Genomic DNA, 16,335 nt, shown 5'->3' on the forward strand with positions numbered 1-16,335 from the left:
TTTGGGCTAAGAATCATTGGAGGTGTCGATCGAGGCAAACACTACTCGGGTCGGCGAGAGTGTCGGTAGTAGCTTTCCAGGCACAGCGTTGCCATCGAGGTGGTGTAAACGGTGCCGCCGTAGCCGCCCCACAGGGATTGATCGGACCAGGACCCGTCGGGCAACTGCGTCGAAAGCAGACGTTGCTTGAGAGCTGCATTCCAGGTTTCCCAGGCGTCGTCCTGCAGTTGGTGCAGCGCCATCGTGGCGTAGTACCAGTAGTAATAGTTGTCGGGGCCTTGGCCGGGCAAGTTGGCCAGCAAGACCGATTCGGCTTCGCGGATCGTGGCGTCGGGAAGTTTTTGCCCGATCAACAAACGAGTTGCCAGGGCCTCCGCCGTCATCGTTGGGGATGTGGGTTCGCCCGGACGATAGCAAGCTTGCCCGCCGGCATGACCACGTCGAACGGAATCCAAGAAGCGGGCGATGCCGTCGGACATGCGACGATTGAGAGGGGCGGCACCCGAACGATCTGCCGAGTCGATCAGGAGGGCTTGCCATCCAAGTTGGCTGAGGTCGCCGGCGTCGCCACGGTTGTACCGCCATCCACCGGTGACAGGATGTTGCATCGAACGGGTGTAGGCAACCGCGCGGCGGGCGGCTTCCATGGCGGAAGGATCGGCGGTCATGGCAGCGGTTTCGGCAAGAGACAGACCTGCCATCGCGTGGCTGTAGTGTGCCGCGTAGACGGACGCGTTGCTGGCCAGAGATCCATCGGCGCGTTGCCGTGACAACAGGAATGCGAGGCCACGGTAAACCGTGTCGCGATGCTCGCCTTCTTGATGGGTGTGGCCAGAGCCCAGCATGGACAGCAAGGCCAGCCCCGTGATCGCGGTCTCGGCATTGCGACCCGCGCCGCCGCGATGCAATCCCAGGGGCGCACGCTCTTGACCGGCACCGGTTGTCTTGGGGTCCCAGGCTCCGTCGCTGCGTTGTTGCGATGCCAAGTACTTCAGTGCCGCTTCAACAGCGGCCTCTGTGTCGGCGTCGCCACCATTTTGAATCAGGGCATGGGCTTTCGCCGCTCCGGATCGTGAGGCGAAGTCTTCATCGATCGTTCCGGCAGAAGGTTCCTTGGGCAGGGAGGTCGCTGGACGAACCGAGGCGATCTTGGCGATGGCATCGGTCTCGGTGGAGCGAATGGTGTTGGATTCGCCAGCCTCGGATGGCGGGGCAGCCATTTCCGGTGCAGATGGTTGAGTGGGTTCCTGATCGGGTTCCGCGATGGGATCTGCCAAGGCCGTTTGCAACCAGTCGTCGATATTGGCATCGAGAACGTCGGCCGGGACGGTATCACTTGACTCGGTCGGCGCGGGTTGCGTGGGGATCGCGGCGGAAGCAAGGACGGCGGGCATCGATGGCAACGGGATCTCCGTGGGCGGCGGAGTGGGATCGGATTCCGGTTCGGAGGCGACCTCGTCAGCCGCGAGTGACTCGGACGATTCCGCTTCGATCTCGCGTTCCGGGATCAATGGCTCGGGCAATTTGAGCGCTGCCAGCGGCGATGGTTCGGCGGGTGCTTCCGAGGAATCCTGCAGCGTTTCCAACATCTCGGGATCGAACATCGACACGGCAATGTCAGCCGCACCAGCGTTGGCGTCGGAATCAGACGCCGGGCCGCCACCGGACCAAAACACAGACAGTTTGGGCACGTAGAGGATCAACACGCCGTGCAAGACAACGGACGAGATCAAACAAACGATCGCCGCACCCCGACCGCTGGCTTTGCGGCGGCGGAACAGAACGATCGTGATGATCAAGAAGGTCACCGCGATGAGGGCGACCACCCGCACGATGTTGGGGTCGGCCCAGAGGGTTTCCAAGTTGTCCCACGAAGCGACCGGCGGCGCTTCGGATGCGTCGGCGACCGGGATCATCGGTGTGGAGGAAACGGTTGGCATAAGCGGATCAAAAACGGGTTAGCGTCGTTCGCTGACGCCCATCTTTTGCACGCCGGCGAGTTCAATTTGACGCATGACTTTCACGACGTGGTGAAGCGAACTGTCGCTGTCGCCACGCACCGAAACTTGCAGGCCGGGATAGACCGAACGTTGTTGCTTCAAAGTTTCTGTCAATTGTTCGGACGACATCGGAGTGCCGTCCAACAACAGCGAACCGTCGTTGCGAACTTCGACAATCCGTTGATCGGGTGTGCGGGCCATCGACTGCATGTCGGCAGAAGCCACATTGACTTGCACGCCACTGTCGCTCGCGTCCATCTTGCTGCTGACCATGAAAAAGATCACCAGCAGGAACACCACATCGATCATCGGTGTCAGGTTGATCGTGGCCTCTTCGGTTCCGCGATTGCGTTTCATCAGGCGGCCCGTCGTTTACGAGGAGCCTTGGCCGTGCCTGCGTTTTCAAGTCCTTCGGCGGAAATGCAATCGATCACTCGTTGGCAGAGTTTGTCGATTTCGCCGAGGTAGCCATCCGATTTGGCCCCGAAGTACATGTAAGCCAAGTACGCAGGAATCGCGACGCTGAGTCCGCCGGCGGTGGTCATGAGCGCGGTGCTGATTCCCGAGGCCAGCAAATCGCTTTCGCCCGCACTGGGGTCAGCAATGGTTTCGAAGGCTTGGATCATTCCCAGGACGGTGCCGAGCAATCCGATCAGCGGTGTCACGTTGCTGATCGCATGAAAGACTCGTAGGAAACGACGCAGTGAATCGCCCACGCGATCGCCCGCATCGATCACAGCTTGTTCGATTTCCATCATCGGTCGGCCCCATCGACGGACCGCGGCATGGAAGACTTCTGCCACCGGGCAATCGAATTCGTCACAGATCGAAGTGGCTTCTTCATAGCTGAGTTGGCCGTCTTCGACGCATTCGGTGAATCGACGAACGAATGGTTTGGGGATCACGCGACTGCGACGCAGTGCGATCATGCGTTCCATCGACAGACCCAAGACAATCAGTGAGCAGACCGCCAATGGGATCATCAGCATGCCGCCTTCAGCAATCTTGCTGATGAATGCGGGTGGTTCCCAACTGGCTTCGGATCCATCGGCAGCTTCGCCTTCTCCCGCAAGTTGATCCGTCGCGGGGGCTTCTGGGATCGACATGCCACCCGCGTTGCGGTCGGGGGTGTTCGATGCGATTTGGGCGACCGGTTGGGAGGCACCAAATTGCCCCCCGCCAAAGGAGTTTTGAGTTCCGCCGGAGTTGTACGGGGTGTTGTAGTTGTTGCCGAACCCGTTGTTGCTTCGCGGTTGGTTGAAACCTTGGTTGCCGTAGTTTTGAGCGATGACGGCGCCATGCCAGTTCGACCAAATCGACAACCCAATCGTCAGCACGACGACCGGTAAAAATCGCGACGCGACCGCGAGCGTTGGACGCACCCGGTTGGCGTTGGGACGAGTCTCGTTTCGATGTGAATTCATCGTCGAAGTGGGGATTCAGAGGAGGCGTCCGGTGACAACGCGGCCAATCGGCGGCGGGCTCCGGTCGCATGTTGGCTGTTCGCAAAGCGACGCACCAAAGTGGAATAGCAGACGGCGGCTTCGCGTGTCCGCCCCAATTGTTCAAAGGATTTGCCGGCTTGCACCAGGGCCGCGGCGGTCCATTGGCCTTCGCCACCGATGCCTTCGACCAATCGGTAGGCATCGATCGCTTCGCCAAAACGTTCTTGCATGTAGTAGGTTTCGCCAATCATCCATTGAGCTCGGCCGCGAGCGTCTTCGTCGGCTGACCCGAGTCTCACGACGCTTTCAAGCAGCGAACGCCCGCGGTCAAAATTCAATTGGCGAATTTCCACGTCAGCGGCCAGCAAGTTCACCAAGGCCGACTGAGGCGAGGTGGGGGAGATGGCTGCACGAGCGGCGGCGAGTCGCTGGGCGGCTTCGGTGATCGACCCGGATGAGGAGGCGGTTTCGGCCAGGCGAAGCAGGGTGGGGAAGTCGTCCGCGCCACCTTCGTCGACGATGCGTTGCCACCATTTCAGCGACGACTTGGCATCGCCGGTTTGCAACAAGGCTTCTGCGAAGAGACGTTCGACGTGCAAGTTGCGTCCGCGAAGTTGGGACGTTTGTTCGTTTCCATCCAAGTACGCTTCTTCGTCTTTGGCGGCCATCGCGAGAATGGACCAGTTCGAGGTTCGGCCCGCCCAGCGGCAAGCCGATTCGCGCACACCGGCCGTGATGACCGCTTCGGCGTCTTGGTCCGATTGCGGGCTGCTGGCGGCGACGGGTGAGATCCAACGCACTGCGATTCGTTGCGCGGCTGCATCTTGGTCGTTGCGAGTCAGGTGTTCGAGGATCGCGGCGGTCGTGTCGCCCGATTCGTCGCGGGTCGCGATCGCATTGGCAAACGCTTGCTCCGCATCGGCGTGCTCTTGTTCGGCGGACACCAACAACCCAATGGCGGAAGGTTTCAGCATCGATGTGAATTGGGGCGAGGCAACGAGTCGATCAGCGTGCTGGATCAAATGCTCTGCCAGTGGACCGTCGCACGGTTCCAGTGGATGGTTGTTGCAGTGCGAGACAATGGCTTGCAGGCAGGCCCCCGAATCCGGATGTTGAGAGAGCAATTGCTGCAGTGTTTGATCCGCTGCGTCGGATTTTCCGGTCCGAAACTGACAGGACATCTTCATCAGCAACGCGGATGGCACATCCGCGTGGTCCGCATGGTGCTGCAAGAACTGGTCGATGGCAGTCAAGGCAGCCAGGTCGTCTTCGCCCGACATGGCAGTGCACCAAGCCAGTCCCAATCGGGCGGTGGCCAGTTGAGGGCTGTCGCCGCTTTCGATGACCATTTGATAGGTCGATTGTGCTTGGTCGAGATGGCCTTCGTCCAGCAATCCCGAGGCGACGGTCATGCAGGTCCCCGTCCATTCCGGGGTGGTCACGCCGAACTGGTGGACTTCGTTGAGCCAGCGGTGTGCGTCCATGTGCCGGCTGGAACGAGACAGGCCGTTGGCGGCGCTCAGCAACAAATTGGCGGCTTGATCCGCGGTCAGCGCATCAGGGTCGTTTTCTTTCAGACGCATCACGGCGTAGGCGGCCATGTCGTGCACGTCCGCTGCACTTTCGACTTGGTTGCCGGTGGCGTCCAAGCGGCGAGCCAATTGAACCAACGCGGCGATGGATCGAATCGAGGAACTCTCGTTGGCGGCGATGGTGCGCGCCGTGGCAATCGCTTCTTCCCAATCGGCACCGTGCGTTTGTTGCAAAAGCAGGCCTGTGGCGGAGGCCAGTTTGGACTCATCAGCGAGGGCGAACGAGGGCACCAACAACGCGCTCAAGATCACCAACGCACCCAGCCGTTTCCAGCGAGACGCCCTTGGAAAGGGACGTGACGTGTTTCGGAGGAAGAGAAGGTTCGACTGATTGTGAGTCACAGTCATGGCTGAATCGAAAGATCGAGAGGAGGGATTCAGAGAGCCGTCTTGGATGAAGATCGGGCGAGGCTCCAGAAGTCCGGTGACTTTGGAGACTCGCCCGTTCAGAGATTCTGCTTCGTTCAAGCCGCGGCGCGGTTGGCTTGTTGGAAGTACGACGCCACCGACTCGACAACGCGAATTTGTTCCGCTTCGGTCAACGATGGGAAGATCGGCAGGTTCAGCACTTCCGCGCTGGCCGCTTCGGTGTGTTTCAATCCGTCGTGGCGGAAAGGGACGTCTTGGAAGCATTCTTGGTGATGCATCGGCACCGGATAGTAGATCTCGGATCCGATACTGCGCTCCGACAAATGAGCTCGCAAAGCATCTCGACGGCCGCCGGGAACTCGCAGGGTGTACTGGTTCCAAACGTGGCGAGCGTGGGGGTCGTGGTAGGGCGTGACCAACTGGTCATCGCTCACCAAACCGGCTTCCGTTAGCAAACGGGTGTAGCGATTGGCGTTGATTGTGCGGGCTTCCACGGCGGCATCGAGATGACGCAGTTTGACGCGAAGGACGGCGGCTTGGAACGTGTCCAAGCGGCTGTTGATGCCGACGACTTGGTGGTAATAACGCGGACGCATGCCGTGACCGGCGAACAATCGCAGACGATCGGCAAACCCGGCGTCCGTTGCGGTCAGAATTCCGCCGTCACCCATCCCGCCAAGGTTTTTGGTGGGGTAGAAGCTGAAGCAACCAACGGTCCCCCAGTTGCCGGCAGGCCGGTCCTTGTAGGCGGCACCGATGGCTTGAGCGGCATCTTCCACGACGGGAATCTTGTGCTCGGCCGCGATTTCGCAGATCCGATCGATTTGGGCACACTGACCGAACAAGTGAACCGGAATAATCGCGGCTGTTTTTTCGGTGATCAACGACGCGATTGATTCTGGATCGACGTTGTAGGTATCGGGTAGAATGTCAGCAAAGACCGGCGTCGCACCCAGTCGGGTGATGCAGCTGACCGACGCGAAAAACGTGAAGCTGGGCACGATGACTTCGTCGCCCGGTTGAATGTCCAGGGCCATCAACGCCAGCAATAAAGCGTCGCTTCCGGAGGCACATCCGACCGCGTTGGGCGTTTGAGTGTAAGCTGCCACTTCGTTTTCCAACTCGGTGACATCCGGGCCAAACAGGAAACGGCCGCTGTCGAGCACTTCGGTCAACGCTTCGAGAAACTCGTCGCGGAGCGGGGCGTTGTCGCGATTGACATCCAGCAGAGGGACGCCGGGGGTACCAGCAGTCATGGCGAGACTCTTCCGTGAAATTGATGCGGGATAGTCGAAAGTCCATTTTCGACCGTGTCGACGCACTGACGCGTTGAAACACTTCTGCTTCAATACGGTGCTCCCACATCAAACGTCAAGACCGACCCACCGACGACGCACTCCAAGAATCTCCCCACAATTTCACGAAAACCACATGGCGAAGAACAAAAAAGCCAGAATCCCACACAAATTTCTGCCCTGGATAACAATCCGGAAACAATACAGTTTGACGCACGCCGAGGTCCAAATGGCTCGGGAATTGGGGCTGGAACCACGCCGATTTCCAAGCTACTCGAATATCAAGGACCAGCCTTGGAAAAAGCCCCTGAAGGAATTCATCGCCGAGTTGTATTTGAAGCAAACTGGCCGGGAGCAACCTGAAACGGTGCATTCGATGGAGGACTTGGCCGCTCAGCATGTCGCGCGTCGATTGGCCAAAAAACAAGAGAAACAAGAGCGATTGGCCGCGGAAAAGTTCGCGGGCGACGATTCCGAATCGGTTTGGCCGAGCTCGGAACCCGAAGCAACCATTCAGGCCGCAGGCGAGCCGGGTCCGGCTCCCGTGGCCGAAACCAACCCCGATCCGGTGGGCGAACCGGTTGCCGAAGTTTCACCTTGGGAGGCGAAACCAGAGCTTTCTGTGTTCGATCCTGAGTCGGAAGCAGTATCCGAGCCCGAGGCGCCCGTCGTGGAAGCGGCGCCCCCTGAAGCTGAGCGAGAAGCTCAACCGGTCGCTGAAGTGCCGGTTGCTGAAGTGCCGGCAGATGTGCTTCCAGCCGCCCCGGAACCGCCGACCGTGCCGGAACCCGCATCCGAGCGGGCACCTGCAGTCGAGCCTGAACCAGCCGCTGAGCCTGAATCCGCAATCGAGCCCGAGTCGCCCGCTGCACCCGCACCGGCGGAGGAAGTCCCTGCGGCTCCACTCAGCCCTTGGGAGGCCGCGCGAGCCCGAATGAAAGCCAAATCGGCGGCGAAACCCAGCGATCCGGATTTGACATCGGGCCCCCCCACGACTTAGCTTGAACGTTCGCAAACTGCGTCCATTCGCCGCTCGACGATTTTCGGCGGCGATCCGTTTCCTTTGATTGGAAAGAGTCAAACGATGGCTAAACGTTGGATCTCAGCTCTGGCTGTCCTGTTGGTCGCCGCCACCACCGTGGTCGCCGCCGATGTTGCCGAGAAAGCGGTGGACCTGAAAGACGTCAAATGCGTCGTCGCACCTCGCGACGCCCAGGCCAGCAAATCGGCGGAGTACAAAGAAGGCAAGGTGTTCTTCTGTTGCAACGGCTGTGCAGGCAAGTTCGCCAAGACGCCCGAGACGTTTTCAACTCAGGCCAACCGTCAACTGGTGCAAACCAAGCAGTACGAACAGAAAGCCTGCCCCTTCAGTGGCGGCGACCTGAACGCCGAAACACTCATCACGGTTGACGGTGCCAAAGTCGCTTTCTGCTGCAACAATTGCAAAGGCAAAGTCGAAAGCACCGAAGACAAGAAGCAAGCTGAGTTGGTTTTCAACGACAAAGCGTTCAGCAAAGGTTTCCAAAAGAAAGCCGAAAAGACCGACGATTGATACAACGTCGCATCAATCCAAACAACGAAACCCAGTTGGAATTCCCAACTGGGTTTTTTCGTAGCGACGGTTCTTTCCTGTCACCTGCTCCGCAAATGCGGTTTCGCCGACTGATCCGAATCGCGAGAGAGGGTGCGTGTATTGGCGGATTCAACAGGTTGGAAGATTGAAGTTGAGTTCTGGACAACGGGTGAGTCTCAGCGTTCCCGCGTCTCACCGCCTCTGCGTCAAAACCAAATCGCCTCCGCGCCGTCCCTCTGGACCCGCCCGCGTTCCCCGCCAACCGTTGAGGGTGCCGGGAGCAGGCGCAACCTTCGAGGCTTCATGCCTTCGGCAAAGGCTGACCGCGGGGTGAAACCCCAAGGCTTTCGGCTGCCGTCGCTCCGTGACTGGTTGTGCGTGTTGGGGTGGGAGCCAACAACCGCGGAGCGGTGGCAGTTGTCAGCCTCGGGTTTCAACCCGAGGTCTCGGTTGCAAACCGCCGCCCCTCAAGCCGCGGAGCGGCGGCAGACGTGAATCTCCAGAAGGTGCCTGGCACCTTTCGGAGCTGTGGGAACTCCCGAGAGCCTGGACTGCGGTCGCTGCTGCGCGTTGCCGGTTGACAGCAGGACGCTCACCTTTGAAAGACGCACCCGTCGCAGATGCGCCACAAGCCCAACGGGCGGATCCTACTCTAGCCCAGGGCAACGCCTGGGCTGATAAAAATGTTGGCAGGATGGTAAGTGTGCGAACCGAATGCAACTCATTGAAAAAGTTAAATTGACAATTGAAAAATGCAAATTGATGCGATTTTATCCACGCATTCCGGCATTTTACAATTGTCAATTTGCACTTTAACTTTTTCAATAGCGACAAACGCCGTATCAATACCATTCGTCGGAAACCGCCCAAACCGCCTGGTTGATTTCATCTTCATCAGCCCAGGGCAACGCCCTGGTTTTATGCCGCCTTCTGCAAGCTGCAGGGAAGTCGCGATCAAGGCGCGGAGTCGGCAGGGATGCCGGTTCGGTTAGCGCGTGGGCTTGGCGGCATCCTTTGGCATCCATTTCGCTAACTCGTCTTTGACGATTTGGAGCTCCGGTTTGCCAGCCAAATTCTCGTACTCGTACGGGTCGTTTTGGCTGTCGTACAGTTCCTCGTCCCCGTTGGCGTATCGGATGTAGCGATACCGTTCGCTTCGCACCGCGTGATTCTCGTACCCGTGCGTCGTGATCGCGGGAACATTCCACTCGGAGGTCGGGTTCTCCAGCAACGATGTGATCTCACGACCTTCCACGTGATCCGGGATGGGCACGCCGGACAGTTTGCACAGCGTCGGATAGACCGACATCAAATCGACGGTTCGTTCGCAAAGCGTTCCGGGAGAAGTCATTCCAGGCACGACCCAGATCATCGGGGTTCGCGTTGGTTCTTCCCACAGAGCGAACTTGCGCCAGTGTTGTTTTTCGCCGAGTGACCAACCGTGGTCGGTCCACAGGACCAGGATTGTGTTGTCCTTTTGCGGGCTGCTTTCATACGCATCAAGCAACCGGCCTAGGTTCATGTCGGTGTAGGCACAGGTCGCAAGGTAGGACTGAATCGCAGCTTTCCAGCGGCCAGATTTCAAGAATTTCTTGTGGTCTTTGTCGGCACCCGCCATCCGCAGACCGGCTGGGGGCAAATCATCCAGGTCGTTTTCGCGGTGGGGCGGCAGCTGAATCGAATCCAGAGGAAACGCGTCGTAGTACTTTCTGGGAGCAACAAAGGGTAAATGGGGTTTGTACAAACCGCAGGCGATGAAGAATGGTTGGTCGGATCCCTCATTCAATCGATCAATGCAATAGTTCGTGGTGTGCCAATCGATCAGGTCCTCATCCTGCAGGTCGGGATGGACTTTGTCATTGTGAAATCCATCCATCTTTTGAACACCGGGACCGTTCGAAGACAAACCTTTTTTGGACATGTAAGCGGTCCATTCGGAGGGATGGTAGTCCATCGAATGATAAATCTTACCCGCACCAAAAACGTTGTATCCCGCTTTCAGGAATTGAGCGGACAGGCCATCGCCCGCGGGTTGGTGCTTCTTCCACTGGTCGCCATTCTTGTAGCAACCGGTTGTCCAAGGGCGACGCCCACCCATCAACGCACATCGAGATGGTTCACAAGCGGGAACGGCACAGTAGGCGTTGGTGAACGCCACACCCATTTTGGCCAGCCGATCAAAGTTGGGTGTCTGGGCTTGAGGATTCCGCCCCATGAACGTCAACCAATGATTGAGGTCATCAACCGCCACCATCAACACATTGGGTTGTTTCTTCGTCACTGTTTCGGCAGCGGGAACGTGCGTCTGATAAGAGAAAAACGCAATGCAGAGAACGATCCAGAGCAATCTGAAAGACATGGCAGAATGGATGGGGAAATGTGGGGAGAGGAAGGTGGAAATCGGAGATCCAGTCGAGCAGCTCGGCCGGAATGATCGGGCATAACTGTGCGAGTCGATTGGGGTTCGCCCCGGTTGTACGTGGGAGCAACCACGCTCGCCAAAACCGGTTCCATGCCGAAAGGCACTCGCCGACTTACTTGCAGAATCAGATTGTAGATGACTGCTTGGTGCTGCTGGGATCCTGTGTGAGGGAACGGCCAGGTGTTTGATGGGAGCTGAAAGAAACGATAGTTTTACCTTGATTGGGGGGGCGTCGTTCTGATGGCAATTGAAAGAGGGGAACGAATGTCAGGGCGGTGTCTGATCGTTTGTATGTGACTTCATCGTATTCAAAGACCCATCTGTGAACGTAAAGACAGAAAGGGTTATCCCTCGATCTTCAAAATTCTCTGCTTTCCCCCTGCAAAGAATTGATAGGGTGAAATGGCCTGGACGTTCAGGCTGACTTTTCTTTCTACGTTAAGAGGGTTGCAAATGAGGCGGCTATTATTTGGATGTGCGATCTGTGCCATCATGTGTTCGTCGGAAGTTGCTCGAGCTGCCGTGGTCGGAGGCAATAGTTCGTCCGATTTTCTTGCAGTGGATTTGGAATTGGATCTTTTGCCACTAGTAGGAGGTGGTGTTGTGGTCGACGCCCAGATCAATGGGTTGGCACCAGCGTTTGGCACATCGCCGGCACCTTACACCGATACCGAGACGGTTTTGAATGTCGCCGCGAATGCCGGCAATATCCCGGTCATTTCGTTGGGGAACGTTGCGGACGTGACGGCAAGTTCGGTGACGTCCTTTGCAGCATCGAATGTCGACGGACTGTCAGGTTCTAGGAACGCGAATTCCAGTCACGTGATCGAAGATCTTGACTTGTCCGTCGTTGAATTGGCTGCAGTGGATCTGATTTCGATCACTGCAGATGCGATCACAGTGAACTCAGCGGTGGATGGTGATTTTGGCTCGCTGAGTTCCATTGGAACGATGGACGTTACGAACTTGCAGATCAGCGTGTCGGGCGTCCAAGTCGGTGCCACACTCAATGGATCGATCGCCGCAAACACAGGGATCGATCTCTCGTCGGTCTTGGGAGGTGCGTCGTTGATTCTGAACGAGCAATTGCTATCCGGCGACGGGATCAGTAGTTCTGGGTTAGCTACCAATGCGATCAGTTTGCGATTGACCGATGTCGGCGTTACTGGAGTTGGAGAGCTCGATGGGAATGTGTTCGTTGGTCTTACCAACGCGGGATTGCAAGCTTCCGCCGTTCCTGAACCCTCTTCGCTGGCTTTGCTGGGAGTCGTTGGTTTCGGCGGTGCCTGTTGGAGAGGCCGACGCAAAGTTGCTGGGCCGGCAAGCCAAGCATAGGGAGTTGGTCCAGAATGGAATGTCGCCCATTGAGTTCGAAGGATGATTGGTGTTTTCCGATCACCGGAATCGATGGGCGTTTTCTATGCCATGCTTGCAAGCAAACACTGAGACTCAGGTCAACACGTCGGCGCGAATCTTGGTGAGCAGTTCGATTGCGTCTCCGATCTCTGCCTTTTGACGCGTGGGGTCCTCCGGAATTTCGCGTTCGATCGTCAGTGGGCCGGCGTAGCCGATTTCTCTCAGCGTCTGCAGGTAGGTTTCCATGCCGACGTCGCCTTGTCCCAGGGGGACTTCGCGTCCAAACGTGACGCCAGGCTGATCGCTCCACAGGCCGTCTTTGCAGTGAACGCTGCGGACATGGGAGCCCACTTTTCGAAGCGCTTCGATGGGGTCGCCGGATCCGTACAGAATCATGTTGGCGGGATCGAAGTTGATTTTCAGGTTGTCGCGTTCGACCGAGTCGATGAACGTCAGCAGTCCGTCCGCGGTTTCTTGACCGGTTTCCAGGTGCAGAAACTGTTCGTTGGATCGGCAGTGGTCGCACAGTTGCTGGGTGACCTCGACGATGCCTTCGTAGTCTTCATCGGATGGATCATGCGGAACAAATCCCACATGCAACGCCACGCAGTCGACGCCCAGCAAGCGAGCGAAGTCGCTGATTTCCATCATCTCTTTCAAGCGTGATTGGCGTGTCGCGGGTGGAACCAGACCGACGGTTTTGATCACGGTTGGAATGTCGGCGTAGCTTTCGCCCTCGAACCCACCGAAGACGGCGGTGCACTGGACGCCGTATTCATCCAACTGGGCTTTGAATTGTTGAGCGGCTTCGGCGGTTCGGTTGCCAGCGTGTGGGGCGTGCAGCTGAATCGTTGGCACTCCCAATTCACGAATGACTGGCCAAGCGACTCCCAGTCCCGCGTCGATGGAAGCAAATACACCAAGGGGCCATGAAGACATAAAACGGTCCTTTCAGAGAGTAGGTCGAAGAAGTGTGAGGCGGGACGCGGAAGGGACTGCGTCTGCCGAGCCGTTCTCAGCCGAGCAGCACGCGAGCGACGTTGATGTAGATCACGATGCCTAAGATATCAACTATTCCGGCCACAAAGGGGTTGCTCATCAGAGCGGGGTCCAAACCCATTCGTTTGAATAAGATTGGCAGCGTGACACCGCACATGCAGCCGCAGAAGATGACTGACAACAGCGTGCAGGGAATCACGAGGGCTGCCCAGGCGGTCGGGGCAATTGCCAGAGCAACCAAAAAGCCGATCAGCGAGAGGAAGCTGCCCAGGAGCAACGAAACAACGAATTCCCGCGAAAGCACTCGCGGTAGATCGCTGTTCTTGACTTCGCCACCGGTCATGGCGGTGATGACCAAGGTTGCCGATTGGCTGCCCGAGTTGCCACCGGCGCTGATGATCAGCGGGATGAACCAAACCAGCCACGCGAAGGAATTCAGTTCATCCTCGTAGGCTCGCAGGGCAAATGCGGTCAGCAACGCGGCGAAGAATAGGATCGTCAACCAAATGCCGCGTTTGTACGACAGCTTGATCAACCCGATTCGCAGGAAGTCATCTTCCAGCGGTGCGACAGCGGCGATGCGCTGGGCATCTTCGGTCAATTCTTCTCGCACAACATCGATGACATCGTCGTGAGTGATGATGCCCAGCAACTGACGTCCCGAATCAACCACGGGAATGGCCAGCAAGTTGAACCGTTCGACTTTATTCGCCACGGACTCTTGGTCTTCGCCGACGAGCGCGACGACGACGTCGGTTTCCATCAAATCGCCCAGCGTTTTGGTGGTGTTGCTGATCGCGGAAACCAGTTGCCGAGCCGACACGATGCCGCGCAGCAAGTTGTTGTCGTCGACGACGTACAGGTAGTAAATCGTTTCCAAGTCGCTGGCTTGGCGACTGAGTTCTTCGAGCGCTTCGCGAGCGGTGAAGCGTTCGGCCAACTTGGCCACGTCGGTCGTCATCAACGAGCCAGCGGTGCCCTCGACATACGAACGCAATCGTTCGATGTCACGGCGATCGATCACCGGCAACAGCGGCAGGATCTTTTCGACCGTTGCCGTTGGCAAAGCGTGAATCAGGTCGACGCGGTCATCGGGTGGGATTTCCTCGATCAACTCGGCGGCCTGATCGGCCGGCTCCCGAGTCAACATGTTCAGCTTTCGGTCCTCTTCGAAGTAACCGAAAATCTCGGCTCGCCGGTAGGGTTCGGCGTGTTGCAACACCGCCCAGACCTCGGCGTCTTCCAGCCCTTCCATGAACTCGGCCGTGCGGCCAGGGTTCAGAGTCACGCAGAACTCCCGCAGGTCAGTCTCCTGACCGAGTTGCAGCATTTCGCGAAGTTCGGGCAGGAAGAGCGTGTTGACCATCTGGACCTCGAGAGACTGAATTCATCGAATCCGGTTGCGTCGGAACTGTTCCGAGCGTTGATTCCTCCCAGCAACCACGTTGCCGAATGAGGCGTCGTCAGTTGTTGACGCGTTCGACGTATTCGTTGTTGATGGTGTTGATCTTGATCACGTTGCCTTCTTTGATGAATCCAGGCACGTTGAACTCAGCACCGGTTTCGACGAGCGCGGGCTTGGTGACGTTGGTGGCCGTGTCGCCCTTGGTTCCGGGGCCACACTCAGTGACTTCCAGGTGCACGTGCTGAGGAGGCTCGACCACGATCGCGGCGCCGTTGTACAGCGTCATCGAGCACTCGGTGCCGTCCTTGAGGTACTTCCAAATGTCGCCGGCGACGTCGTTGGGGACTTCGTATTGCTCAAAGGTGGTGCCGTCCATGAACACGTAGTCTTGGCCTTGGCGATACAAAAATTGCACCGTGGTTGTTTCCACGTCGGCGGCTTCGAGCGAGTCGCCGCCTTTGTACGTCCGGTCCAGCGAGGTGCCGCGAATCAAGTTTTTCATCTTGCACTTGTACATCGCGTTGCCCTTGCCGGGTTTGACGAAGTTCATTTCGGTTATCAAATAAGGTTCGCCGTCGATTTGAACCTTCAGTCCTTTGCGAAAATCGCTGGTGTTGTACGTTGCCACGGTGGGCTCCACTATCAATCGGAAAAGCCAAACGGAAAATAATCAGTGAACCGAGTCCTGGGAGGAAACGTTCGTGGGGGCAGTTTAGCGGCCAAAACCGAATTTGTCCCGGTGGGGGAACCGCCTCAAAACCAAGGTTCCGACGATGTTTCTGTGCAAAAAAGCGATGAGTTGAAACGAGAGTCCTTGCAAACCAAAGCACAACCCGAAACCGCGAATTGGCGTGGCTCGATGAAGCGGGCCCTTCGCTCGGTGGGGGAATTGCGCCAACACCTGAATTTGGACCCTCCAGCGGGTGCTCTCGACAACTCGCAGGTCGCCGAAGACCACGGTTTTCCCGTGTTTGTGCCGCTGGAATTTGCTTCGCGAATGAAGCCCGGCGACCCCAACGACCCGCTGTTGCGGCAAGTGTTGCCTGTGCCCGAGGAAGCCGTCTCGCCCGAGGGTTTCAGCAGCGATCCGGTGGGCGATTTGCACGCCGCCGTTGCACCGGGGTTGCTGCACAAATACCACGGTCGTGCACTCGCGATCACGACGGGCGCCTGCGGCATTCACTGTCGATATTGCTTTCGTCGCGAATTTCCGTACAGCGAAAACAGCAGTCGCGGCGACCACCTCGAGTTGGCCCTGAAATACCTGCGGGAGCAGGATTCGATCGAGGAGGTTCTGCTCAGTGGGGGCGATCCGCTAACGCTGACCGATGATTCGGTGGCCGATTTGATGCAGCAAATCGAGGCGATTCCGCACGTCCGCCGGTTGCGCTGGCACACGCGGATGCCGATTGTGATCCCGTCCCGAGTGACGAATGCATGGATCGAACGAATGCGATCCTCTCGATTGACTTCGTGGGTGGTCGTTCATTGCAATCATCCGGCCGAACTGGATGCCGAAACAGGCGCGGCGCTGATGCGATTGGTCGACGCGGGGGTTCCGGTTTTGAACCAAGCCGTCTTGTTGCGAGGCGTCAACGACGACGCGGAGGTGCTGGAATCGTTGTGCCGGAGGCTGATTGATTTGCGAGTGATGCCGTATTACTTGCACCAACTGGACAAAGTTCGTGGGGCGGCTCACTTCGAAGTCGACCAGGATCGTGGTCGCGCGCTGATCCGTGAGTTAGAATCGCGTCTGCCCGGTTTCGCCGTTCCCCGATTTGTGTGCGAGCAAGCCGGTCAAGCATCCAAGACACGGCTTTGATGGGAGTTCGTTCCGGTGAGGCAAAGCCAGGACGTGCCATTCGTGTTTCTGGGTTGA

General features: G+C 57.9%; 13 protein-coding genes. 4 read left to right on the plus strand and 9 right to left on the minus strand.

The features are described 5' to 3' along the window. Positions 1-41: 41 nt before the first annotated feature. From UH5x_RS25860 to UH5x_RS25880, 5 genes are all read right to left on the minus strand, one after another. Entirely contained in the window at positions 42-1,940 is a 1,899-nt protein-coding gene (locus UH5x_RS25860) for a prenyltransferase/squalene oxidase repeat-containing protein (RefSeq protein ID WP_482634146.1), read from the minus strand. 18 nt (positions 1,941-1,958) lie between these two features. Further along, positions 1,959-2,357: an ExbD/TolR family protein gene (locus UH5x_RS25865; protein WP_482634147.1), complete on the minus strand. Its 399-nt coding sequence runs from the start codon at positions 2,355-2,357 to the stop codon at positions 1,959-1,961. Next, the gene (locus UH5x_RS25870) at positions 2,357-3,424 is read right to left on the minus strand and encodes a MotA/TolQ/ExbB proton channel family protein (protein WP_482634148.1); all 1,068 of its coding nucleotides are present in this window, start codon (positions 3,422-3,424) and stop codon (positions 2,357-2,359) included. The genes UH5x_RS25865 and UH5x_RS25870 overlap by 1 nt, the downstream gene beginning before the upstream one ends. After that, the gene (locus tag UH5x_RS25875; RefSeq protein WP_482634149.1) at positions 3,421-5,385 is read right to left on the minus strand and encodes a tetratricopeptide repeat protein; all 1,965 of its coding nucleotides are present in this window, start codon (positions 5,383-5,385) and stop codon (positions 3,421-3,423) included. The genes UH5x_RS25870 and UH5x_RS25875 overlap by 4 nt, the downstream gene beginning before the upstream one ends. A 116-nt stretch (positions 5,386-5,501) precedes the next feature. Next, entirely contained in the window at positions 5,502-6,662 is a 1,161-nt protein-coding gene (locus UH5x_RS25880; protein ID WP_173442655.1) for a DegT/DnrJ/EryC1/StrS family aminotransferase, read from the minus strand. A 175-nt stretch (positions 6,663-6,837) separates the two neighbouring features. Between UH5x_RS25880 and UH5x_RS25885 the strand changes: the two genes are divergently transcribed. Continuing rightward, on the plus strand, positions 6,838-7,701 hold the full coding sequence (locus UH5x_RS25885) for a hypothetical protein (protein WP_482634150.1): 864 nt from the start codon (positions 6,838-6,840) through the stop codon (positions 7,699-7,701). 84 nt (positions 7,702-7,785) lie between these two features. Beyond that, positions 7,786-8,253 (plus strand): hypothetical protein, encoded by a 468-nt coding sequence (locus tag UH5x_RS25890; RefSeq protein WP_047814755.1) that lies wholly within the window; start codon positions 7,786-7,788, stop codon positions 8,251-8,253. Between the two features lie 1,009 nt (positions 8,254-9,262). Here the strand turns inward: UH5x_RS25890 and UH5x_RS25895 are convergent. Next, positions 9,263-10,633, minus strand: a complete 1,371-nt coding sequence (locus UH5x_RS25895; protein ID WP_482634151.1) for a sulfatase — start codon at positions 10,631-10,633, stop codon at positions 9,263-9,265. Between the two features lie 642 nt (positions 10,634-11,275). Here UH5x_RS25895 and UH5x_RS25900 point away from each other — a divergent pair. Next, positions 11,276-12,031: a PEP-CTERM sorting domain-containing protein gene (locus UH5x_RS25900; protein WP_482634152.1), complete on the plus strand. Its 756-nt coding sequence runs from the start codon at positions 11,276-11,278 to the stop codon at positions 12,029-12,031. A gap of 114 nt (positions 12,032-12,145) precedes the next feature. Here the strand turns inward: UH5x_RS25900 and UH5x_RS25905 are convergent, their stop codons facing one another. The 3 genes from UH5x_RS25905 to efp all read right to left on the minus strand — a co-directional run bounded on the left by UH5x_RS25905 (position 12,146) and on the right by efp (position 15,084). Beyond that, the gene (locus UH5x_RS25905; RefSeq protein WP_482634153.1) at positions 12,146-12,991 is read right to left on the minus strand and encodes a sugar phosphate isomerase/epimerase family protein; all 846 of its coding nucleotides are present in this window, start codon (positions 12,989-12,991) and stop codon (positions 12,146-12,148) included. 76 nt (positions 12,992-13,067) lie between these two features. Then, the gene (mgtE, locus tag UH5x_RS25910) at positions 13,068-14,417 is read right to left on the minus strand and encodes a magnesium transporter (RefSeq protein ID WP_047814654.1); all 1,350 of its coding nucleotides are present in this window, start codon (positions 14,415-14,417) and stop codon (positions 13,068-13,070) included. 97 nt (positions 14,418-14,514) lie between these two features. After that, positions 14,515-15,084, minus strand: a complete 570-nt coding sequence (gene efp / locus UH5x_RS25915) for an elongation factor P (RefSeq protein ID WP_236696252.1) — start codon at positions 15,082-15,084, stop codon at positions 14,515-14,517. A 45-nt stretch (positions 15,085-15,129) separates the two neighbouring features. Here efp and epmB point away from each other — a divergent pair, with 45 nt between their 5' ends. Continuing rightward, positions 15,130-16,278, plus strand: a complete 1,149-nt coding sequence (gene epmB / locus UH5x_RS25920) for an EF-P beta-lysylation protein EpmB (protein WP_482634154.1) — start codon at positions 15,130-15,132, stop codon at positions 16,276-16,278. Positions 16,279-16,335 lie beyond the last annotated feature (57 nt).

It is taken from the genome of Rhodopirellula sp. UH5, from assembly GCF_056839225.1.